We start from the raw sequence: 23,373 nt of genomic DNA on the forward strand, positions 1-23,373 counted from the left end.
GGCTGGTAATATTTATAAATAGCTATCGTTTAAGTTTTTGATATTTTAAAAAATATAGCAAGCGAATCCATAAAAGATTTTATCATGAATACAATTATCACTTAATTACATTTTTTACTATCATTAAATTATCATTACCCTTCAAGAAATCCGGGAAATTATGACAGAAATTGAGCAGATAATTAAAAGCTTGCCGCTGGTATAATCCAGGAGAAGAAGCAACAGGTTCCCTTCTTTGGCGCAAGGGGCGGAACCTGTTGCTCTCATTAAGCTAGCCGGCCAAACTCTCCAAACTGAGGGGAACCATATCACCGTTCGTTGTGAATCCTAATAACATTGGTTCCTGGGGTCTAATTAACTTGCCGGTGAGGACACAGTGTTCTTCTTTTTGCGCGGTTGCTGCCAGACTCGCTCGAATATCCGCCCTTGAAAATTGCGGTCGATAATCTCCCGATTTTTGCTGAACATAATTCCACAGCAAATCTCGGATCAGGGCTTGATATCCTTGATTTCCAGCGAGTTCTTTGAGTTTTTCCTTCAGCTCTCTCTCCAAGCGTATGCTAGTAACTTCCATTTCAGTGGTCGGAGTGCGAGTGAGGGTATGCATAACTTTTTTCCTCCAGAGGGTAGACAGGCTTGTACTATAAGTGTAGTATATAAGCTGTAGGATTCAAATAGCTGCTTTCAAAAACTATCACCGTGAACATTATTACCCTTATCTCCACGACATGGTCTGCCTTCCATCGCTTTTGCGGTTGGGAATTGGCGGCAATGGACGTGGAGTTTATATTTGAAGGTAGCTATAGCCTACGAGGTTGGGCCAAAGATAATAACAGCAATTTCAAGAGTGCCAGCCATCAGCGGATCGTAGGGCGGCGACTAAACAAACGAAGCGGGAGGTACAGGAGTCATGCTGTACCAAAATAGGATGAAAAGACTTAAACAGGACTTTTTCAGCCCCCGCTTCTAAACATAGAAAGCGGGGGTTTTTTTATGAGGAGTTCAGCTGTGACAAGCATAACTGACGTATTAAGCAGGTCGGTGGTAGTGTTCTCCCAGAACTACTTGCCAGTTAGCCGAATTAATATCAAGCGGGCAATTATTTTATTAGTCACCGGCAAGGCAGAACCACTCGATTTTGTGGGTGGAACGGGGGGCACTTCTTGGCCCGTACGCTCATCGAATTGCATTTTGCAGGTGCCAGAATACATCCGTCTGACGATAGCCGGCAAGGAACGCATCTGGAAAGTTCCACCTGTCAACCGCCGGGAAGTTTTGCGGCGAGACGGCCACGCCTGCCAATACTGCGGCAGCGGCAAGCACTTGACCTTAGATCACGTCATTCCTCGGTCTAAAGGGGGTCCCCACACCTGGGATAACGTTGTCACCGCCTGCGAACGGTGCAACTCCCACAAAGGCAATCGCACACCCCTACAGGCGGGAATGCAACTTCGCAGCCAACCCAAGGCACCCATTCATCCAGCGGTTTCATTCTCCGAACACTTCTGGCGCGAACAGCAACTTCGGGAATAAGGCATGGGGAATCGGTCTGTACATTCCCCACTCAGCACTCAAAACAACGGGAGACCACCGGCAATGCTGAAGTTCACATACACTGAAACAAGCTTTCATTTAGATCGTCTGGCTCAATCTTTAGAGGAATTGGTTGCCGCACGAGTGATTGTGGCAATGCGAGTTGGCCAAAGCCTCTGCGTTGAACCAATAACGGCGTCCTTTCTACTCCCTGCGGATTTACCCGGTTTGCATTACCTGGAAACTGAGATGCCGCGAGAAGGAAGCGATACGATCTCTGTGTGTGCGGCTGATGCGGAGTATGTTGAAGTCAGCTTGCGGGGGACTTGGCTTGCGGCAGACGGTGAAACCGCTGAGGGAGTGTTTGTCACAGCATTGTGTGATCGTACTGAATTCTTCCTACTCAAGTGCTGGCAAGAAGCTCAAGCTTGCGCCTCCTTTGTAAAAGAGGCCGGGGATTGAAAATTTGGCTGAAAAAGGGCGTCCAATTGAACGCCCTTTTTAGTGGAAATTTCTAACAAATTTGGTTTTGAATTTGCCAGGTTAAGCAACTAAAGAAGCCGGCTGTTCGTGTTCGACTCGGCACACATTTGCGTAAAGGTTGGCAATAATCTGTTTGCCTTCTTGTGTGAGTTCTAAATAGCCGAGGGTTTCTTGAATGTAAGGGTAAACTCCGTTCCAATAAAACTTGGGATAGTTGCGCCGTAAATCTCCGGGATGGCGGTAGTTTAATGCTTTATTGGTGCCGGTTTCTTCAAATTCGTAGAACAAGGCACCAATTTTGTTTAAGTAGCGGGGATCGCTCAGTTGACCGATGAGATCGGCGGCACGAAGCAGCCCAGGATAGTTGATGGTATCTTGATGATCTTGATCTTTGGGCGCGGGGAAGCGAGTTAGCTCAATATTGCGTTTAATACTTTCGGCATCTATCAGCCGGTGTCCACCAAATCGCTCATCGATAAACAGTTTGCCCCGATCCACATGATAGGGGGTAAGGCTGGCATCTGTTGCGCCGGCAGGGATACTGACTTTCATCCCGTCTTTGCCGGTGGCGTATAATCTTTGTGCGTCGTCATCTTGCCGGCAAACGCCTTTCACATAGCCAATGTCATGGCATAACAGGGAAATAATGAAATGTAACCAATCTTCGCAGGAAACGCCGCCTTCACGGATGTGCTTGCCGCGCAGAATTTCCTGACCAACTAAGGTGACTAAAATGGTGTGTTCAACGTTGTGATAAAGTGCGTCGCTATTATCAATATTTTCTAATGCCATATTGCCGGCCCAGGCAATAATATCTGCATAGTCGGGTTTATATGCCCCATAAGTACGCTGGTAGCCGGCTTGCAGCTGCGGCACAAAGGCATCAATCAAAATTGCTGTTAAATTAAGCATATTCATTTCCCCCAAGACGAAATTTTTACAAATTTAATTGAAACTCGCGATAAAGTTTAACTTTATAACACGTTTTCCGGCACCCCATTGCCTTAAGGGCAGGGTTTTTAACGGGTTAACTCACCACTTTTAACCAGCCTCGGCGAACCGCATAAAGCATTCTGTTGATAATGATTTGATCATATTCGCTTAAGGACTCGGCTAACAGTGCCGACCTGAGCTGCTGCCGGTGAGCTTGATTAATGCTACCAGTTTTCCAAACCTGAAAGCAGAGGTCTACAAGGTTTAATTGGGAAATATTTACGAAAAATTGCATAGCGTTAAGCTCTGAAATTTATCTTTATAGTATGAATCATCCCTCCCTTTCTTACTGTGATGCGAATCCAAAAGCTTTTGTGACAAAATCACTCAAGATTTGTGATTTAAATCTCTATGAATCATCTAAGCTGCCTGATAGAATTACCTATCGGCTACGCTGGCTACCAAACAAGCTTTTTCCCGGCGTGTGTCAATGACTCCCCAAGCAAAAACGCCCCGAAGTGGACCCCGGAGCATTTTAAGCAGTTAGGTTTGAGTTCAATGGTCTTGATCTTGTGCGTGAGAAGTGAAAAATTTTTGCTAAGCGTCGCATTTTAGACTTCAATAGCCTGCCGATTCTAGCTCCCCTGAGCAAGTTTGCTTAATCGGCTAGTTTCAACCATCCCCGACGAACTGCATAAAGCATTCGATTAATAATTCGGTAGTCAGCTTCATTCAAAGAATCATTTAATAACGCCGATCTTAAACTTTGCCGACTCGTAGAAGAAATACTGCGAGTATTCCAGGCCGAGCAATACAATTCGGCAATATTAGACTGGTAGAGACTGGTTGATGATTGCATAGGTTTAAGGTGAAATTAAATGAGTGTTTAGCTAGAAAACCGTTAGCACCCAGAATATAAATAGTATTCAGCCGATTTTTTGCTTGAATTAAACCGCTTCTTTTATGCCGAGGTAATATTTTTTTATTGTCAGCGATTGTTCGGCGGCTGTTTCCATTCATGCAGAGGCAGTCATCGCCTCAACATCTAGCTTTTTAAGTGCTGCAATTGAATCCCACCAACTGACACCCAGATGAATTCTCAAGCGGGTTGCTAGTGGCTCAATCCCACTGTTATCAGTCTATGCGCTCGTTTTCCCATCGCCATCTATCTTGAGGAATATCGTTAATATATTATTAAGAAAAGAAACAATGCCATCCAGACCGCACAGTAACTCGTCATACTCTAACTTCTCTTTTTCTCAGTTACATATCCTGAAAAGCTGGAATTTGAACGGGACAAGGCAAACAAATAGACTTGTCTTGTCAAATTACACATTTAACTCGGTTGATCTGTAACATTTAAATTGGGAAAAATGTCTGTGTGGCGCAGGGTTGCCGGCTGAAAAACCCTTAATAAAAAGTATATCGCTTAACTTGACATGAAGCCCATAATATGGAGTATGGGGAAAGCGTTGTCTGAAAAGTGTTCTTGGGTAAATTTTTCTTGCCGGCAGAAAAAGCCAAAAGCCCCTAATCCCTTAATCCAAATCTCAGCCACCCTTGAATTTAAAGATATGAAGTTTTTATCCTATCAAAGTAAAAATAACCTCAGGCACACTGGCAAGAAGAACCTTCTCAATAGTTCTAATGCTGATTCGTGTGGGTTATTTGGATAAATCTTGGCTTAAATTCTGTTTGAATAAACTCATCGCACTTTTATTTCACCGGCTGTTTTTCGCTTTTTGAAGGGTAACTTTTGTTTTTTGAGCAGAGGTAAAGCAGATTTTCTTGTTAGCTATTGCAAAAACTGCATCAAGTGTTGTGGAAAGGCTAAGATTAAAAATATAATAGCTGTCTTAACTGCAAAATTAAAATTAAAGGAGGAATTGCCGGTGGCACGAGTGAGAGTACGCCAACACGTCAATCCACTCAGCAAGATGTATCAGACGCCGGTGCAGCCGCCGGTTTGGAGTCAAGTCTATGCTGAGACGGCTAAGCCACTACATCTGGATATTGGCTGCGCCTGGGGGCGATTTTTGCTCAGTATGGCGCAAATAGAACCGGCTTGGAATTATTTGGGATTGGAAATTCGGGAAGCACTGGTAGAACAAGCAATCACATCGCGAAATCAACTAGGTTTAACTAACCTGCACTATCTATTTTGCAATGCGAATAACTCATTAAAACCTGTGCTAGAATCCTTGCCGGCTGGCGTTTTGCAGCGCGTTACGATTCAGTTCCCCGATCCTTGGTTTAAACACCGGCATCAAAAACGGCGCATGGTGCAACCGGCAATGGTAGAAGATTTAGCTGCCTGCTTAACTGCCGGCGGACAGGTTTTTATTCAATCAGATGTTGAAGAAGTGGAGAGGGAAATGTGCGCTCATTTTGACGAGCATCCAGCCTTTTATAAAACGCACGATGGCGAGGAATGGCTAACAGAAAATCCGCTGCCGGTAGCAACTGAACGCGAGATTTATACTCTAGAACGGGGTGAGCCGGTTTATCGAGCTTTGTTTGTTCGTCGTTAAACTTTGCAACTTGCTGAGGCGATGGATTTACGCACAGGTGAAGGCACCATGAAATTAAAAGTAATTGAGATCATCACCCTGTTAATTCCCCTCGGTTTAACTGTGCCGGTTATAGCAGCAAATCAAGCACACATTACACGATTGCTACAAACCAAAGAATGTCGGGTTTGCAATCTGAGTAATGCTAACCTAACCAATGCCAACCTCAGTGACGCCGATCTCCGCAATAGCTATCTTGAAGGTGCCGATCTTTCCGGTGCCGATCTTTCCGGTGCTAAACTCAACGGGGCCAAACTCAGAGGGGCCAACTTGAGTAATAGCAATTTAATGGGTGCCGATCTTCAGAATGCTAACTTAATAGACGCCGACTTAAGCGGCGCTGACTTAAGATCCGCTCGCTTAAGTTTGGCGAACTTGAGCAAGGCGAATCTAAGTAATGCTGATTTAATTGGTGCCTATTTAATTAAAGCCAACCTTCAAGAAGCCAACCTCACTGGCGTTGATTTAACGGATGTTATTTTAACTGGAACGATCATGCCGGATGGCACGATTTATGAAGATATCAAAAAGTAAAAATGTGGTGTGCTAAGGTAAAGTTGTTGTCTCGTTGAAAGAAGCGAAACAATTCTTAAAATAGTTTTAAAGCTGTGCTGCCGGTTTCAGTAAAACTTCTGAAGATTGCGATTCCCTCTCAGTAGTAAGCTGGGAGAAAAATTTAATATGGGGTTAAATCTACGTTTATGAACCAACAAAGCACCACGCATGGGGTTGCCGGTTATACCCTAGACGAAAAAATTCATTCTAGTGCCAAGACACTGATCTATCGCGGGCGTAGAGACTCGGATCAAACCGCGGTGATTATTAAAGTTCTAGACACGGACTATCCTACTTTAACCGAACTTATCCGTTTTAGGAATCAATATGCGATTACTAAAAATTTAGATGTTGCCGGCATTGTCAAACCCTTAAGCTTGGAAACCTTAAGATATGGCTTCGCGCTAATATTAGAAGATTTTGGAGCCAAATCTTTAAAAGATTATTTGACATTAAATCCCATCACGCTGAAAGAATTTTTAAGAATCGCCATTCAGATTGTCAAATCGTTGGAGGAACTTCATCACAATCGCATTATTCATAAAGATATAAAACCTCAAAATATTTTGATTAATCCCGAAAGTTTTGAGATCAAAATTACCGATTTTAGCATCTCTTCATTGCTGCCCAGAGAAACCCAAAGTCTCAGCAATCCTAACTGTTTTGAAGGGACGCTTGCCTATATGTCACCCGAACAAACCGGCAGAATGAATCGGGGCATTGATTATCGCACAGATTTTTATTCTCTCGGAGTAACCTTCTATGAGATGCTGACAGGTCAGCTACCTTTTCTTTCCACTGATCCAATGGAATTGGTACACTGCCACATTGCCAAGCAGCCGGTGCCGGCCATTGATATCAATCCAGCGATTCCTCCTGCAATTTCAGATATCGTTATGAAACTGATGGCTAAAATTGCTGAAGACAGATATCAGAGTGCCGGAGGTATTTTAGCTGACTTAGAAACCTGTTTAACTCAACTAGAAGCCATCGGCAGAATAGAAAGTTTTGTTATAGGAAAGCAAGATATTTCAGAACGATTTCAAATTCCAGAAAAGCTTTATGGTCGAGAAGCTGAAATTGAACTTTTAATGGCAGCTTTTGACCGAGTCAGTGCGAGTTTAGCAGATAAAACAGATGAAACGCAAGCAACGATTGGACAAAACCTGTTAAGAGCCGGCAAAACAGAAATGATGCTAGTAGCTGGGTATTCCGGGATCGGGAAATCCGCCCTAGTGAATGAAGTACATAAACCGATTGTGCGGCAGCGTGGGTATTTTATATCGGGCAAGTTTGACCAATTTAAACGAAATATTCCCTTCGCTTCTTTAATTGAAGCATTTCGAGACTTGATGCGGCAGCTTTTAACAGAAAATCTGTTAAAAATAACAACTTGGAAAGAAACCCTCGCTCAAGCCTTGGGAGAAAACGGTCAAGTCATTATTGAAGTAATTCCTGAAGTAGAACTTCTGATTGGAAGACAGCCGCCTGTTGCGGAACTCGGTGCAATAGAATCTCAAAATCGATTTAATCTCGTATTTCAGAACTTTATCCGGGTGTTCACTCAACCAGATCATCCTTTGGTATTATTTTTGGATGATTTACAATGGGCAGATTCAGCTTCTCTAAAGTTGATTCAGCTATTGATGAGCGATCCGGATACCAAATATCTGTTGTTAATTGGTGCTTACCGAGATAACGAAGTTAACTCAGTTCATCCGTTGATACTAACTTTAGATGAAATTAAAAAGACAGGTGCTACTGTCAACCAAATTGTTTTGCAAGCAATTGGAAAGAACGACTTAACTCGTTTAATTGCAGATACACTTAGCTGTTTGGAAGAACGAGCAGAACTCCTTTCTCAACTGGTGTTTCAAAAAACGGAAGGCAATCCCTTCTTTGCTACTCAGTTTTTAAAATCGCTGTATGAAGATGGGCTGTTGGAGTACGACCTAACGTGCGACTATTGGCAATGTGACATTGCTAAAATAAAAGCTTTGACAGTTTCTGATGATGTCGTTGAATTTATGGCATCTCAGTTGCAAAAACTGCCAGTCAAAGCTCAAGAAGTCTTAAAACTAGCTGCTTGTATTGGCCATAAATTTGATTTAGAAACCTTATCAATTGTCCAAGAGAAATCGCCAATAGAAACTGCTACTGAATTGTGGAGACCGTTGCAATCTAGCTTAATTTTACCCATTAGTGAGGTTTATAAATTTTTTCAATCTGAGTCTTTTTCATCTGATTCTAGGACAAATAAATTATCAGTTGAATACAAATTTTTGCATGACCGCGTGCAACAAGCGGCTTATTCCCTTATCCCAGAAAGCAATAAAAAAGAAACTCACCTAAAAATTGGCCGACTGCTCTTAAAAAATACTAAGTCTGAAGAAATTGAAGAGAAAATATTTGATATTGTCAACCACCTGAATATCGGGGTTGACTTAATCATAATCAGCAGTCAAGCAGAAAAAGATAAATTGGCTTCCCTAAATCTGATAGCCGGTCGTAAAGCGAAGTCAGCAACCGCTTATGAACCTGCTGTCAAGTATTTGAATGTGGCATTAGGACTCCTCTCGGTAGATAGCTGGCAGAGTCAGTACGATCTAGCACTTAACATTTATGCAGAAGCGGTAGAGTCCGAATACTTAAACATCAACTTTGAGCGGGCAAAGCAACTATCTGAGGAAGTGTTGCAACAGGCAAAAAGTGTTTTGGACAAAGTTAAAGTTTATGAACTTCAAATCCTGTTTTATGTTAGTCAAAATCAGCCGCACTCAGCGATAGCAACAGCGATGGAAGTGCTGAAAATGCTGGGGATATCGCTACCGGCAGCCCAGGAAGAAATCAGCGCTTATGCAGAATCGCTCAAAGAAGAATTGACGGTTGGAGTCAAGCGAATTGAGGATTTAGTAAACTTGCCGGTGATGAGCGATCCCTATCACCTCGCGGCGCTGCGAATTTTAATGAATACACTAGCGCCGGCTTATCAAGCGAATCCCGCATTGTTGCAACTGGTTGCGTGCAAAATGATCCAGCTATCTATTCAATATGGAAATTCACCTCAGGCTATTTCTGGCTACGGCTATTATGGTGTTCTCTTGTGTGGCGTTTACAACGATCTGGAGGCAGGATATAAATTTGGGCAACTCACGGTGAAAGTATGGGAAAAATTTAACGCTCCAGAATTTAAAGTTAAAGCACTCAATTTATTTAACGCATTTGTTAGATATTGGAAAGATCATGCAAGAGAAACCATTGAACCCTTGCGAGAATCCGTTCACAGCGGGATAGAAACAGGAGATTTAGAATATGCATTTTATAATGCTGTCCATCATGGAAACCACCTTTTCTTTATAGGAGAACCGCTAGATTCCGTGCATCAGAAAATATCTCAATATCTTGAAATGATGGAGAAACTTAAACTAGAACTTCACATTTCTTGGATCGAGATATGGAAACAACGAGTTTCAAATTTGATGGGTAAATCTGCCGATCCCAGTTATTTGGTGGGAGAAAGCTTTGATGAATCAAAATCTTTGCCTATTTGGAAATCGAATAATAATGCTTTTCTGCTTTTTAGCCTCTATTGCTGCAAAACAATGCTGCTGTATTTATTTAAAGAATCTGATAAAGCAGTGGAAGCCGCTCAGTTAGGGGAAGAATACGAAAAAGGCGGCACCGGCTTGATTTATGTTCCTGAATACAACTTCTACTATTCTCTAGCTCTGTTGCGACAATATCCCAATACAAATGCAGCCGCAAGACAGCAGTATTTAGAAAAAGTGGCTTTGAATCAGAAAAAAATGAAGTTTTGGGCAGAGCGCGCCCCAATGAATTTTCAACATAAATACGATTTAGTAGAAGCAGAAAAAGCGAGGATAGGGGGCGACATTGGACTGGCAATGAAGTTATACGATTGTGCCATTGCTGGAGCTAAAGAACAGAAATATATTCAAGAAGAAGCATTAGCCAATGAACTGGCAGCAGAATTTTATCTGGATTTAGAAAGAGAAAAGATCGCTCAAACTTATCTGACAGATGCTTACTACGGTTACGCTCATTGGGGCGCTATTGCCAAAGTTCAAGATTTAGAAAAAAGATATTCTCAATTTCTTACTAGAATCACTTCAAGAGAAACTCCTGGCCTCCTTTCCACCCTAGAAACTCTATTAATAACTAGCACAAAGATGCCGACGGCTACCGCGACAAGTCATTCAAACGTACTAGATTTGGCGACGGTGATGAAAGCTTCTCTGGCACTTTCCGAAGAAATTGTTCTGGATAAATTGCTGGATAAATTGATGAAAGTGATCCTTGAGAGTGCTGGCGCACAACAAGGCTTTCTGATTATGGAAAAAAGCGGTCAACTGGTGATTGAAGCTGAAGGTTCAATTGACCGAGAAGAAGCCATTGTACTGCAATCAATTCCAATTGATAGCACGCTCAATCTGCCGGCTGCTATCATTAATTATGTTGAAATCACGCAAAGATTTCTGGTTTTAAATGATGCCGCTCATGAATCAAATTTTGCTTCTGATCCTTACATCTTAACAAAACAGCCAAAATCAATTTTGTGTTTACCGATCCTTCATAAAGGTAAACGCCTGGGAATTCTTTACTTAGAAAATAATCTGAGTCCTGGCGTCTTTACCCCGGATAGATTAGATGTTTTAAAATTGTTAACCTCTCAAGCGGCTATCTCCTTAGAGAATGCTCTGCTTTACCAGAATTTGCAATTTGCTAATCAAGCATTGCAGCAATCTGAAACTCAACTGCACTCCTATGCAACCCAGTTAGAGCAATCAATTTATGACCTTCAACAAGCTCAAGTTCAGTTAGTTCAAAGTGAAAAAATGTCTTCTCTGGGGCAATTGGTTGCCGGCGTTGCTCACGAAATTAATAACCCCGTTGGATTTATTCACGGCAATCTTTCTCACGCAGTGCAATACACTGCCGATCTTCTCAACCATTTGCAACTTTATCAAGAAAACTATCCTAATCCGGTGCCGGCAATTCAAGAAGATGCTGAGACAATTGAGTTAGAGTATCTCATTGAAGATTTGCCGAAAATGCTTTCTTCTATGAGAGTCGGGACTGATCGGATTCAAGAAATCGTTAAATCCTTAAAGAATTTCTCTCGAAAAGATACTGGCGCATTGCAAGCCGTTGATATTCATTGTGGGATTGATAGCACTCTGTTAATCCTCAACCACCGGCTGAAAGCCAGAGGTTCACATCCTGGAATTCAAGTGATTAAAGAGTATGGGAAGTTGCCTTTAGTTGAGTGCTATCCCGGACAGCTCAACCAGGTATTTATGAATTTAATTGCCAATGCGATTGATGCTTTAGAAGAGTCTTTTACCATTGATCAAAAGCCCAGTAAAATTCTAATTTGTACAGAAGCTTTGAGCGACAGTTGGGTGACAATTCGCATTGCAGACAACGGCGTGGGAATGACCGAAGATGTGCGTTCCAAGCTTTTTCAAACATTCTTCACGACGAAACCTACAGATAAGGGCACAGGCTTAGGGTTGTCGATTAGCTATCAAATTGTGGTGCAAAAACATGGAGGAGATCTGACCTGTATTTCTGCGCCGGCACAAGGAACTGAATTTATCATTAAGTTGCCAATAAGAGAGGTTGACTAACAGCCGGCTTGCCATTGTAACCCTACGCGGCTGTATCAGTAGAACCCTCTTGTACCCTAATTATATCCAAGAACGGAACCACATCCGGTGATTAAAATCAGCTTGCGATATCGGCAACCCCCAATAAACCGGCAGCCAGAAAACTAAGGCAATTAGAATTGCAAAAATTGCGGTTACCCCCAAAATGCGATGTAGCTTTTGGTAACTCCGAAGCCAGCGCTCAACCACCCAGGCAAGTGCTAAAAATGAAAAGACAGAAGCGCTCATATAAAGATAGATAAAAGTGCAGCGAGTGACCCCCATCCAAGGCAGCCAATTTGCCGCATAATTAATAACTAAATAAAACGGTGTCCACAATGTTGGCGCACCCCACCGGCTGCCATTGACCGGATAGTTAACAGGTTGGCGATCTGCGGCGACTTTTTCATCAGTTAGCCACATCCACACCTGATGTGCTAATAGTAAAAATAACAGCAAAATTGTAGAACTTGAAAGCCACCACAAGCCCGGATTTCCCATTGCGTGAACATCATAAATGACCTGGCCGGCACCTTCAGGTAAAGGAGGATAAATGGGAACCAACTCAGTAGTATTCCGAGCTTTCTCAAAAAGATACACCATCGGTCGGAGCATGAACGGCCAAGTGTACCAGGCCGAACAATAAGGATGGACATCCTTCCCGTTAGGCATCCCCTTGTGAAAAGTCAAAATTGCTTTGTGTACGCCCCAAAATCCATAATCTGTATTGATTTGCAAGTGAGGAATCCAGACCAAACAATACACAACTGCGGGGATCATACCTAAATACAAAAGCATCTGCCAGAGAGGCAATCGCCTTAAATTTTGCAGAGGCGTTTGATTTTTACCCACGCGAACCCATTTTAGCTTTGAGAGTTTCGCTTGGAATTTCGGATAGTCTAAATCGAAAACATCAATGGTTAAATTCAAAATAGTCGGAAGCCAAGCAGCCAGCCAAACTAAATAAATTCCTAGTAAAAATCCTAAGCCATTCCACTTAACCGCAACAGATGCGCCCAAACAAATGCCGGCAAAAATTAACCAAATTGAACGCCGCTTCCCTCGACTATCTAATGCCAACAAGAATAACCAGTGTCCCAAAAATCCAAAAAACACCAAATACAAATTAATTAAGGCATAGCGAGACTCCACTAACAGCAAACCATCAGTTGCAGTTAGCAAGCCGGCAATTAACGCGTAACTGCGCCGATGACTGAGTTGGTACGCAAGACCGGCAACCACTAACGGCAATAAAGACCCAACAAAAGCATTCAACCAGCGATAACTAAACGGAGAAAGCAGAATGCCGGTGAATCCGTTCGGTGCCCCGGTTCCGAATGGCAAGTGAGAACCGATTAAAATCCCCAAGGCAATCATATATTTGCCCAAAGGCGGATGGGCATCAAACAGCGGCACCCCCTCTAAATAATTGAGGGCATATTTTGCATAATAAACCTCATCAAACACTAACGTATTAAATTGGTTTAGCCGCCAAAACCGCAGAGTCGCTGCCAAAAGAAAAATGCCGGCTATTGCTATCCAAAACCCAAAAACAGGCTGGGGAGTTAGCTGTTTCAGGAATTTTGGTTTTGAGATTTGAGACTTTGGATTCATCTTGAGTAATGGCGTCATTGTTCCTTCGCCGTTTATCCTCTGTGTACAATTTGTTAACTTTTGACCGATGACGGATGGTGCCATTAGCCCCGGTACAAAACGTAATTGTGTAGTATTGTGCCAAAACTTGCTAGAGAAAACTGTACTCTAATCGCATTGTTTGCGAACTTTAGCGATAACCCCTCAAGATCATGAGTAATTTCGACGCAAATTCAGGATCTCAGCCTCCCAAGCAGCCGCCTGCTGCCGGTGTGCTGGGAAACATTGCCAAATTCTTCAAGTTTGCAGAATACCAGACCAATTTCCGCACAGAAGTGCTGGCTGGAGTCACGACGTTTATGACGATGGCTTATATTCTGGCAGTTAATCCAGGGATTTTGTCTAATGCCATCTTTGTGCGACAACCAGGGGATCTATTGGGGGAATTGGTAATTGCAACAGCAATCTCCTCTGCGATTGGCACCCTGGCGATGGCCTTAATTGCCAATTATCCCTTCGCCCTCGCCCCCGGCATGGGCTTGAATGCCTTTTTTGCCTTCTCTGTTGTTCTCAAACTCGGAATCAGCTGGCGCGTGGCACTGACTGCCGTGCTGATTGAAGGGCTGATTGTCATTGCCCTCACCGTCTCCAACATTCGTAGCCAAATTCTCACAGCAATTCCCGAATGCCTCAAACAATCAACAGCGGCGGGTATTGGCTTATTTCTCGCCTACATCGCCCTCGCTGGCGATCCAGTCACCGGCGGTGCCGGCATTATTGTCGCCGATCCTGTAACCAAAACTGCCTTGGGAAACTTCAATCAGCCGCAAACTCTGATGGCAATTGCCGGCATTGCGATAGCATCGGCTTTAGTGGCCCGCCGCATCAAAGGCGCACTTTTGTGGGCAATTTTGGCCACAGCTTTGCTGGGATGGATTTTGGGTGTCTCCCCTTGGCCAAATGGGATTGTCGCCTTGCCTCAGATGCCAGTAGATTTGGTGGGCCAAGCGATTATCGGGTTGAGTGGGCTAACGCAAAGCAATTTCTGGGACGTGCTAGCCGTTACCTTTGTCTTTTTCTTTGTTGACTTATTTGACACCATTGGCACTCTTGCCGGTGTGGGCATTCAAGCCGGCTACATTGATAAAAACGGTGAATTGCCCCGTTCCAAGGAAGCATTACTAGCCGATGCGCTAGGCACTACGATTGGTGCTGTTTTGGGAACTTCCTGCGTCACCACTTATATTGAATCCGCTGCCGGTGTTTCTGAAGGGGGGCGCACCGGCTTTACGGCTGTCATTGTCGCGGTATTGTTTGCCCTATCGGTGTTTTTTATTCCCTTACTTTCCGCAATTCCCGCCTATGCAACCACCCCTGCACTGCTCATTGTCGGTGTTTTGATGGCCGGCAACGTTCGGGGAATTCATTGGGATGATCCGGCAGAGTCCATTCCTTCATTTTTAACAATTTTGATTATGCCGTTGGCTTTTTCAATTGCTGAAGGATTAGCCATCGGTTTTATTACTTATCCGCTTCTCAAAACCTTTCAAGGCAAAGCCCATGAAGTCAAGCCGGCAGTTTGGATTCTAGCCGGCGTTTTTGTGTTGAGATTTGTTTTGATGGCACTTAAACCTGGAACTTAAATTTGGTTAGTTAATTAGCTTGTGTACGATTGTCAAATTAAACTCGGAATAGCGCCTGCACCTGCATCAGCGGTAATTGCCAGAGTAATTCTGGCTGCCAATCATCGGGGTCAAATAAACAGTAACGACCGCGCTGGTAAGCTGTCCAAAGTCTCTCGCCGGTAATTGGGTTGCGCCGGTCTGTTTGAGGTCTTTGCAGCAGTCCAAGCAGCCGTAGGAGATTAAGTGGTCTTAACTTCGCCCCCAGCAAAAAAGCCTGAAGTTCAGCCTCACCGGCAGCATCGATTCCATAATCGGTGAGAACGTGGATGCCATCATGTAGCTGTTGGCGTCTTGGGCCGGTGCTGATGGGTTCGAGTTGATGCCGATCCAGGAAATCTGCCCAAGCGCGGCCAAAGCTGCCGGTGGGGAGTGCTTGCAATTGCTTAAGATTGACAATCTGACACGCATTCATCCCACAAAGCCTGCTCACACGATCCTCCCGATTCTGGAGTTGCTGGAAACGAGGGGCACTGTTGGACGCAAGCTTGGGTGAAGTGAGAACTTGTAACATGGTGAGATCAGCTCCTCTTGAGTGTAACGGGAAGAAGTGTGCGAGACTTGTGGGCGGAGTCCGGGAGGCAGTCTTACCCCTGAGGGGTATAACCCCTCATTAACTCCTTATTAACTAATAACAACTTACACAACCTACTGTCCATAAAAAATCGATGAAGTTTCCATAAAGAGTTGGCTGGAAGCTGTGAAGAGAATTAATAATAAAATTATTTGCAAAAATCGGGATAAAACACCGTAATTCTACTGAGAAAAACTGAGATTCAAAGGCAACTCGCCTTGCTAGGAAATCTTGCCACAGTTCGGACGGCTTTTCAAGAACAGTGTTCACAACCGGGGCTTAAGAGACTTTTTATATTTAGTCGTTTTTCTTATAGGGAAAGGGTTCTTAGGGATAAATACTTTGGCAGGAGCAACCCAGAAATAGACTTTTCTGAAAAACATCTAAAACCCGCCATCCTTCCGTGCTTTTTGGCAAAGGTTTCCTTCCTTCTCTCATAATCAAAGCGGACGATCCGGAGGAGTCCAGAATTTTTGCAACCAGTAGATTAAAAAGTGAGAAAGCCGCCCAGAATTCCAGTTTTATATGTTTTCGGTGTTCAGTTTGAGGGTAAATGGAATTAGTAAAAGAGGCAGGAAGGGCTATGAGACTCAAAATCATGAGTTTGAATTTGCGCTACGACAAACCCGATCCGGGCGATCTTGCTTGGAAAGTGCGGTGCAAGGCGGTGGCAGCGATGATTTCCCACTATGCACCGGATATGATCGGTACCCAGGAAGCGTTGCCGCATCAACTGTTCGAGTTGCTACAACTGCTGCCGGCTTACCAATGTGTCGGAGGTGATCGCACCGGCAGGGGTGACGGCGAACATTGTGCTATTTTTTATCGCACTGAACAACTACGATGTATAAACACTGGTGATTTTTTTCTCAGCGATACGCCAGACATTCCAGGGAGTATCACTACAGAGTGGGGAAATCCTATCCCGCGCATGGCGAGTTGGGCGGTATTTGCCGGCAACAATGACAGACGGTTGATGGTGTTTAATACTCATTTGGATTATCGCAGTGCGCGGGCGCGGGAACTCGGTGCTGAACTGATTTTTCAGCGCATGAGCGAAGTCAATTCCACCGACTCGTTACTCTTACTCACAGGCGATTTTAATGCTGAGCCGGCTACAGCGCCGCGAGAAACATTTCTGCGTCAATTACCCGATGGGATACAGCTTCTTGATGTGTTTGTCGGCATTGAATTAGAAGCTCAAATGACGTTTCATGACTTTACCGGCGAAGGATTTGCAGCGGTTGACACGATTTATTACGATAGCCGGTTAACGTTGCAGCAAGTGACAGCAGACACTGCCCAGTGGGAGAAATTTTGGCCCTCAGATCACTTTCCCGTCATTGCAGAGTTTACCGTTGAGCCGGTTTAATTCTGCGGCTTGTATGATGGGAAGTCCTTATTTTGAAAAATCGGCTTTTGGATTTGTGATAAATGGCCCAAGTTTCATCTTCTTAAGACTGACACAAGACGGCACACTCACATACGGAAAATCGGATCAGTTTTATATCCGAAATAAGAATGATTTACTCACTTTCATGAGAATTTTAAAGCATTTTTGTCAATTACTAACTCAATAATCTTGAGTTTTTGAAGTATTGATTAACACAGAACAAAATTTAATCTATCAATTTCGGATTTAATTGGAGATCAAAGCAGAAGCTGGGCAAAGCATTCGCTTATATAGGCTGGGGAAACGGCAAAGATGGATGGCGCGAATGCTATCGCCCATAGGTGCCCTTTTTGCTACCCGGGGAAGATGGATGGCGTGACTACCCCTACCCCTTAAGCGACAATTTGCGGCAAAATGAAGAAATGTAAAGATTACAGTTGTTTTTGATAAAATCTCTTAAAAATGCCGCTAAAGCAGTTAATCCGCGTATCTGAACCGGCACCTGAATTGAATTTCGACTATGACATTACAATCGTCGGTGCCGGCATTGCTGGGACAACCCTCGCTGCCGGTTTAAAAAATTCCGGGTTGAAAGTCGCCCTGATTGAAGCGCAACCGCAAGCCGTCGCCGCCTCCAGACAGCAAGTTTATGCCATTACCCTACTTTCGGGGAAAATCTTTCAAGGTTTGGGTATTTGGGACAAAATTCGCGCCAATATCACGGCTTTTTCCCAAATTAATCTCTCAGACACCGGCACAGAGGGCGTTGTTTTCAATCCCTCGGACTTAGGTAGAGACGAACTCGGATATGCCGGCGAACATTGTGCAATCCTGCCGGTGTTGCAAGAATTCCTCAACGACTGCCCCAATGTGACTTGGCTTTGTCCCGCCGAACTTGTGAGTGTGGACTACCAAAGCGATTTTGTGGAAATTGAAGTGAAGGTTGCCGGGGATAAAGATGAGCAAGATGCCCAACCCACAAGCAATCAAAGGATTCGCACGCGCTTACTCGTCGCCGCAGATGGAATGAAATCGCGCATTCGCAACGATGCCGGTATCCCTACCCACGGCTGGAAATACTGGCAATCTTGCATTACCACCCGCGTTAAACCCGAAAAACCCCACAATAATATCGCCTACGAACGCTTTTGGCCCAGCGGCCCTTTTGCCATCCTCCCCTTGCCTGGAAATCGCTGCAACATCGTCTGGACAGCGCCTCACGAAGAAGCCAAAGCTTTATTAGAACTGGATGACGAGCAGTTTCTCGTCGAACTCCGGCGCAAATATGGCGATCACATGGGGCGTTTGGAATTGGAAGGGAAGCGGTTTATGTTTCAAGTGCAATTGATGCAAAGCAATCGCTACGTTCAGCCTAGACTTGCCCTGATTGGGGATGCGGCCCATTGCTGTCATCCGGTGGGAGGTCAGGGTTTAAATTTGGGAATTCGAGATGCTGCGGCGATTGCTCAAGTCTTGCAAGATGCACACAAAAATGGGGAAGATATTGGATCATTGCCGGTTTTGCAGCGTTACGAAGGTTGGCGAAAAACAGAAAACCTCGCTATTTTGGGTTTTACCGATATTTTAGACCGACTCTTTTCTAATAATTGGTTGCCGGTGGTTATTGTGCGCTGGCTGGGTTTGTGGGGGTTGCGGAAAGTACAGCCGGTGAAAGTTTTTGCTTTGCGATTAATGACCGGCCTTTTGGGACGCACACCGCAAATCGCTCAACGTTTGTAGAGTGGAAATTGGCGGCTATTAATTAGCCAATTAGCATTAATAAAACGCCATCACTGCCGCTGGCGATCCAGATCCTTCGCGCAAGCGCAGAATTCCAATCACTAAAGTGGTGCCGATAGGAGGCAAGCGATCTAAATTCGTTAGATTTTCTAACACAATCCCCCGGCGTTTTAATACCTGCCGGTTTGTGGCAAAAGTGGTATCCGATCCATCCACCCCATGCGTATCAGTTCCCACACCGGCAATATGGCGTTCATCGATTAAAAAGCGCGTCGTTTCTCCGGCAAACCCTGGAAAGTGCATTTCATTGAGAAACGCCACAGGATTTAACCACTTTTCCAGCCAGCCGGTATACAACAGCACTACACTGCCGGCAAAAATTTTACCGTGCTGTTGCTCCCAAGTGAGGACATCCGCTATTGTGAGCGCATAATCAGGATTGGTAGTAGATTGGGTGCGAATATTGATCGCAACTGCTGGCACCACTAAAGACTCGGCGGGGTAAGCATCGATTCCCACACCATCGGCGTAAAAGCTGTTTGGCGCGTTGATATGAGTGGCGCTGTGCTCTCCCATTGAAAAGCGCCGCAGGTAATAGCCATCTTTGTCTAATTCCGCTGCCGGCTCAAATTCTACCGGCGGATCGTTGGGCCATTGGGGAATCTGCGGGCTGATCCCATGACTCAGATGGATCACCCGCGAGTAATTGATGGTTAAAAAAGCCGGTTTCTCGGGCATTAAGCGGTCGATTAGTGATTGGTGCCGGCAAGAATAGCTATCTTTTTGTTTGCATCCATCTTGACTGACCGAAGGAATATGCTAAACCATTTTGAACAAGACTACCTTATTCAAACCAGTGTTATGCAACAATCACTAAAACGCCAAATTGTACTGTGGGGTCTGAGCGTAATTTTAACTGTTGTCGGCTGGGGATTCAGCGGGCCGGCATTCGCTCAATCAACCTCCGCGCTTGATCTGTTCCGCACCGCTTACGAAAACCGTTACACTTGGGACAGCAAATTTCCCGGTTACACGGCAACAGTAGAAGTTAAGCAAGACGGAGAAACCTATAAAGGCCAAATCCGCATCAATTCTGACCTCAGTATTGAAGTTGCCGGCATCGAAAGTAAGGACGCATCGGAGACTGTCTCTAACCAGATGCGGATGATGGTGACGCACCGCAGATCCGTTCCCTTCAAACTCGCGCATGGCAAACACACCTTTACGTTTGGCGAAACTCCTAGTGCCGGTGCAATACACATTGATCAAAAAGGTGGGGATACACCGTCTTATTACGAAGTTAAAGCGGAGAAAATCACCCAAGTCAACCGATTTACCGGGCCGGTTTTAGTTACCGTAGATTTATTAGATTCAGAAGACACACCGGCAGGCTATTTAGGAACTCGTTATATCGCCACATTCAAATATGCCCAAACCGGTGACGTGCTGGAAAAATTAGAATTCAAAGACACTTACCAAAAAATAGGAGATTACTATATCTCAACTCACCAAAGTGTTCGCAGCTTGGAACTCGGGCAGCAAGACACAACAGAAGTGAAATCAACCGATATTCACTTGCTGCCGGCATCCGAAAGATCCCTTAAAACAGCTTATCGGCTAACTTCTTATCCCAGCTTGCAAGTATCCACATTTGGCCAATTTTTTGCTGCCGATGTAGATAATTTTATGCAAAAGCCTGAGCTATCAAGCAATTATCCGTCAAGTTAACCTGTCGATTGTTGGGCGAAGTATTCGGATCTTAAATTAGGGTTTAAAATTAGAATTTATTAGCCGAATGCTAGCGCTGACGCGCCGCTTTGCTATCGCCCCTACGCAATAATACTTCTCGGTTAATACCAAAATCTGGTAAATTGATTGTTGACCTCTGAAAAGCGACCAAGAGCTAATGCAGCTTTAATACTAGCAAAGGCTTAACGAAGAAGTCTTGCTAGAAGGTGGGGTTTATAGAAGTGGAACAATAAAAAAAGCATGATTTTGGAAGTTGCAATCCTCCACGTTAAACCTGGAAAAGCTGCTGAATTTGAAGCAGCCTTCACGATAGCATCATCAATTATCTTTTTAATTCCTGGCTACATTAGCCATGAGCTACAGCGGTGTTTGGAAGTTGAAAACCAATACATCCTGCTAGTGCGTTGGAGAAAACTTGAAGATCACACAGTTGGTTTCCGACAATCACCGGCGTATCAAAAATGGCGTCTCCTGCTGCACCATTTTTATGAGCCATTTCCGACGGTCGAACATTACGAAAAGGTTGCAAGCAATGGAATTTAATAGTTTGCGGAGGCAGACTTAGTTTGTGTAGCTGCGAATTCCATTCGCCACGACTTAACCGAGAAGTATTGCGCCCTTACGGGGTTTAAAAAATATGATTAATTAATAATAAATTAATCGTCATCTCTACTCCTTGTCATCGCTCACCGGCACTATGCCGGCGTCCCCAAATACCCCATTCCCGGACTAAAATCCCTAAAGAGGGCAATTTCATCGCCGAGGGGACAACGCCGTGCAACAGCTAACACCAGAAACTCAACAGCGAGTACAGCAATTGCGACAGCAGGTGCAAAGCGCCAGCTATGCCTATTACGTCCTCGACGCACCCACGATGCCCGATGAGGTCTATGACCGGCTTTATCGCGAATTGCAAGAGTTAGAAACGCAGTATCCCGAACTGATATCGCCCGATAGTCCCACCCAGCGCGTCGGAGAAAGGCCGGCAAGTCAGTTTACCTCGGTGCAGCATAACATCCCCCTTTACAGCCTGGAAAACGCCTTTAACATTGAGGAATTCGCCACATGGCAAGAACGCTGGCAGCGCGTTTTCTCTACCGATGAGTTTGAATATGTTTGTGAGTTGAAAATAGACGGTTCTGCCTTGGCGCTGACTTACGAAAATGGGGTTTTGGTGAGAGGTGCAACGCGAGGCGATGGCATCACCGGCGAAGAAATTACCCAGAATGTTAAGACGATTCGCTCAATTCCGCTGCGGTTAAATTTGGAGAATCCACCGGCAGTCGTGGAAGTGCGTGGGGAGGCGTTTTTAGGGTTAGCCGTGTTTGAGCAAATTAACCGAGAACGAACCGAAGCCGGTGAAGCTCTATTTGCCAATCCCCGCAATGCCGCAGCCGGCACTCTGCGTCAGTTAGACTCTCGAATTGTTGCCAAACGCCGTCTCGATTTCTTTGCATATACTTTGCAGATTCCACAACCAATGCCCCCTGTCGAATTCCCAATGCCCAATTCCCAATGGGATTCCCTAGAAATGCTGCAAAAAATGGGTTTCCGGGTGAATCCGAATCGAACACTATGCGGTTCTTTGCAAGCGGTTAAAGATTATTATGATCGTTGGGATACTGAGCGATTAAATTTGCCTTACATGACAGATGGCGTTGTCGCTAAGCTCAATTCTTTTGATTTACAGGAAAAGCTAGGTTTCACTCAAAAGTTTCCTCGTTGGGCAGTTGCACTGAAATATCCTGCTGAAGAAGCACCGACGCGGGTTGAAAATATTTCAATTAATGTTGGAAGAACCGGCGCGTTGACACCCTTAGCAGAGTTGCAGCCGGTGCAGTTAGCAGGAACAACGGTTTCACGGGCAACATTGCACAATATTGATTATGTGCGATCTCTGGATATCCGTATTGGCGATACGGCGATTGTTCGCAAAGCCGGCGAAATTATTCCAGAAATTGTGCGTGTTTTGCCAGAACTTCGCCCTAGCAATGCTCAAGCTTTTGAAATGCCCACCCACTGCCCAGAATGCCGGCAGCCGGTGGTAAAACAAGCCGGTGAAGCGGTGACTCGCTGTATTAATACGTCTTGCCCTGCTATTTTACGAGGGGCGCTAACTCATTGGGCGAGTCGAGATGCGATGGATATTAACGGATTAGGTGAAAAAATTGTGCTGCAATTGGTTGACCGGCAGCTAGTAAATTCAGTTGCAGATTTGTACGATTTAACCGTTGAAAAGCTAGCATCTTTAGAGCGATTTGGCAACAAGTCTGCAACTAAATTAGTTGAGGCAATTGCCCAATCAAAAAATCAACCTTGGGCACGAGTTTTGTATGGTTTAGGCATCCGCCATGTTGGCAGTGTGAATGGGAAAACATTAAGCGAACAATTTCCCACAGTTGAACAGCTTGCCGCTGCAAAAACAACAGACATTGAAGCTGTATATGGAATTGGGGCAGAAATTGCCCATGCTGTTTTTCAGTGGTTTCGGGTGCCGGCCAATCAAAGTTTAATCGATAGACTTCGCGTTGCCGGTTTGCAACTCGCCAAACCCGAAACATCTCCGCTTTCTTCTACCGCGAAAAATGGGGAGAATTTGCTCTTATCTGGAAAAACCTTTGTGATCACCGGCACCCTGCCTACTCTCAAGCGAGATGAAGCAAAAACGCTGATTGAAAATGCTGGCGGCAAAGTCACCGATTCGGTTAGTTCTAAAACCGATTATTTAGTTTTGGGAGAGGATGCCGGTTCTAAATTGAAAAAAGCTGAGGAGTTAGGAATTTCTCAACTAAGTGAAGCGCAGTTAATGACTCTCTTAGAAAGTTAAAAACCATTCCTAAACCCTAAAATAACTTCAATTTTTGGAAATCACCCGATTGGAGGAAGAATAGTTTTAGGG

Annotated in this window: 18 protein-coding genes; 11 read left to right on the forward strand and 7 right to left on the reverse strand. The window is 44.5% G+C overall.

Features of this window, described 5'->3' with window-relative positions; translation table 11 throughout:
* Positions 1-271 precede the first annotated feature (271 nt).
* The gene (locus H6F56_RS11240) at positions 272-607 is read right to left on the reverse strand and encodes a ribbon-helix-helix domain-containing protein (protein ID WP_190667835.1); all 336 of its coding nucleotides are present in this window, start codon (positions 605-607) and stop codon (positions 272-274) included.
* A gap of 401 nt (positions 608-1,008) precedes the next feature.
* Between H6F56_RS11240 and H6F56_RS11245 the strand changes: the two genes are divergently transcribed.
* Entirely contained in the window at positions 1,009-1,533 is a 525-nt protein-coding gene (locus H6F56_RS11245; RefSeq protein WP_309236495.1) for an HNH endonuclease, read from the forward strand.
* A gap of 63 nt (positions 1,534-1,596) precedes the next feature.
* Positions 1,597-1,995: an alr0857 family protein gene (locus H6F56_RS11250; protein WP_190667839.1), complete on the forward strand. Its 399-nt coding sequence runs from the start codon at positions 1,597-1,599 to the stop codon at positions 1,993-1,995.
* Between the two features lie 81 nt (positions 1,996-2,076).
* Here H6F56_RS11250 and H6F56_RS11255 read toward each other — a convergent pair whose 3' ends face one another.
* From H6F56_RS11255 to H6F56_RS11265, 3 genes are all read right to left on the reverse strand, one after another.
* Positions 2,077-2,928, reverse strand: coding sequence for an Npun_R2479 family HD domain-containing metalloprotein (locus tag H6F56_RS11255; protein WP_190667841.1), 852 nt, complete (start codon positions 2,926-2,928; stop codon positions 2,077-2,079).
* A 115-nt stretch (positions 2,929-3,043) separates the two neighbouring features.
* Complete coding sequence (locus H6F56_RS11260; RefSeq protein ID WP_190667843.1) at positions 3,044-3,244, reverse strand: hypothetical protein; 201 nt, start codon at positions 3,242-3,244, stop codon at positions 3,044-3,046.
* 363 nt (positions 3,245-3,607) lie between these two features.
* Positions 3,608-3,808, reverse strand: coding sequence for a hypothetical protein (locus H6F56_RS11265; RefSeq protein ID WP_190667845.1), 201 nt, complete (start codon positions 3,806-3,808; stop codon positions 3,608-3,610).
* 1,033 nt (positions 3,809-4,841) lie between these two features.
* Here H6F56_RS11265 and trmB point away from each other — a divergent pair.
* From trmB to H6F56_RS11280, 3 genes are all read left to right on the forward strand, one after another.
* A complete protein-coding gene (gene trmB, locus H6F56_RS11270; protein ID WP_190667847.1) occupies positions 4,842-5,480 on the forward strand; it encodes a tRNA (guanosine(46)-N7)-methyltransferase TrmB in 639 nt (212 codons plus the stop codon).
* A 3-nt stretch (positions 5,481-5,483) separates the two neighbouring features.
* On the forward strand, positions 5,484-6,053 hold the full coding sequence (locus H6F56_RS11275) for a pentapeptide repeat-containing protein (protein ID WP_242031953.1): 570 nt from the start codon (positions 5,484-5,486) through the stop codon (positions 6,051-6,053).
* Between the two features lie 167 nt (positions 6,054-6,220).
* Positions 6,221-11,725 (forward strand): ATP-binding sensor histidine kinase, encoded by a 5,505-nt coding sequence (locus tag H6F56_RS11280; RefSeq protein WP_190667851.1) that lies wholly within the window; start codon positions 6,221-6,223, stop codon positions 11,723-11,725.
* A 60-nt stretch (positions 11,726-11,785) separates the two neighbouring features.
* Here the strand turns inward: H6F56_RS11280 and H6F56_RS11285 are convergent, their stop codons facing one another.
* Positions 11,786-13,375 (reverse strand): dolichyl-phosphate-mannose--protein mannosyltransferase, encoded by a 1,590-nt coding sequence (locus H6F56_RS11285; protein ID WP_242031954.1) that lies wholly within the window; start codon positions 13,373-13,375, stop codon positions 11,786-11,788.
* Between the two features lie 173 nt (positions 13,376-13,548).
* Between H6F56_RS11285 and H6F56_RS11290 the strand changes: the two genes are divergently transcribed.
* A complete protein-coding gene (locus H6F56_RS11290; protein ID WP_190667852.1) occupies positions 13,549-14,979 on the forward strand; it encodes an NCS2 family permease in 1,431 nt (476 codons plus the stop codon).
* Between the two features lie 37 nt (positions 14,980-15,016).
* Here H6F56_RS11290 and H6F56_RS11295 read toward each other — a convergent pair whose 3' ends face one another.
* The gene (locus tag H6F56_RS11295) at positions 15,017-15,532 is read right to left on the reverse strand and encodes a hypothetical protein (protein ID WP_190667854.1); all 516 of its coding nucleotides are present in this window, start codon (positions 15,530-15,532) and stop codon (positions 15,017-15,019) included.
* Positions 15,533-16,175: 643 nt separating this feature from the next.
* On the opposite strand from H6F56_RS11295, the gene H6F56_RS11300 reads away from it, so the two are divergent.
* Positions 16,176-16,964, forward strand: coding sequence for an endonuclease/exonuclease/phosphatase family protein (locus H6F56_RS11300; RefSeq protein ID WP_190667856.1), 789 nt, complete (start codon positions 16,176-16,178; stop codon positions 16,962-16,964).
* Between the two features lie 483 nt (positions 16,965-17,447).
* Entirely contained in the window at positions 17,448-18,725 is a 1,278-nt protein-coding gene (locus H6F56_RS11305; protein WP_190667858.1) for an FAD-dependent hydroxylase, read from the forward strand.
* A gap of 36 nt (positions 18,726-18,761) precedes the next feature.
* Here H6F56_RS11305 and H6F56_RS11310 read toward each other — a convergent pair whose 3' ends face one another.
* Positions 18,762-19,463, reverse strand: coding sequence for a cyclase family protein (locus tag H6F56_RS11310; protein WP_190667860.1), 702 nt, complete (start codon positions 19,461-19,463; stop codon positions 18,762-18,764).
* A 123-nt stretch (positions 19,464-19,586) separates the two neighbouring features.
* On the opposite strand from H6F56_RS11310, the gene H6F56_RS11315 reads away from it, so the two are divergent.
* From H6F56_RS11315 to ligA, 3 genes are all read left to right on the forward strand, one after another.
* Positions 19,587-20,453, forward strand: a complete 867-nt coding sequence (locus H6F56_RS11315; RefSeq protein WP_190667862.1) for a DUF3386 domain-containing protein — start codon at positions 19,587-19,589, stop codon at positions 20,451-20,453.
* A 261-nt stretch (positions 20,454-20,714) separates the two neighbouring features.
* Positions 20,715-21,017: an antibiotic biosynthesis monooxygenase family protein gene (locus H6F56_RS11320; protein WP_190667864.1), complete on the forward strand. Its 303-nt coding sequence runs from the start codon at positions 20,715-20,717 to the stop codon at positions 21,015-21,017.
* A gap of 232 nt (positions 21,018-21,249) precedes the next feature.
* The gene (gene ligA, locus H6F56_RS11325; protein ID WP_190667867.1) at positions 21,250-23,301 is read left to right on the forward strand and encodes an NAD-dependent DNA ligase LigA; all 2,052 of its coding nucleotides are present in this window, start codon (positions 21,250-21,252) and stop codon (positions 23,299-23,301) included.
* The last annotated feature ends 72 nt before the right edge of the window (positions 23,302-23,373 follow it).

It is taken from the genome of Microcoleus sp. FACHB-672 (genome assembly GCF_014695725.1).
Lineage (GTDB): Bacteria > Cyanobacteriota > Cyanobacteriia > Cyanobacteriales > Oscillatoriaceae > FACHB-68.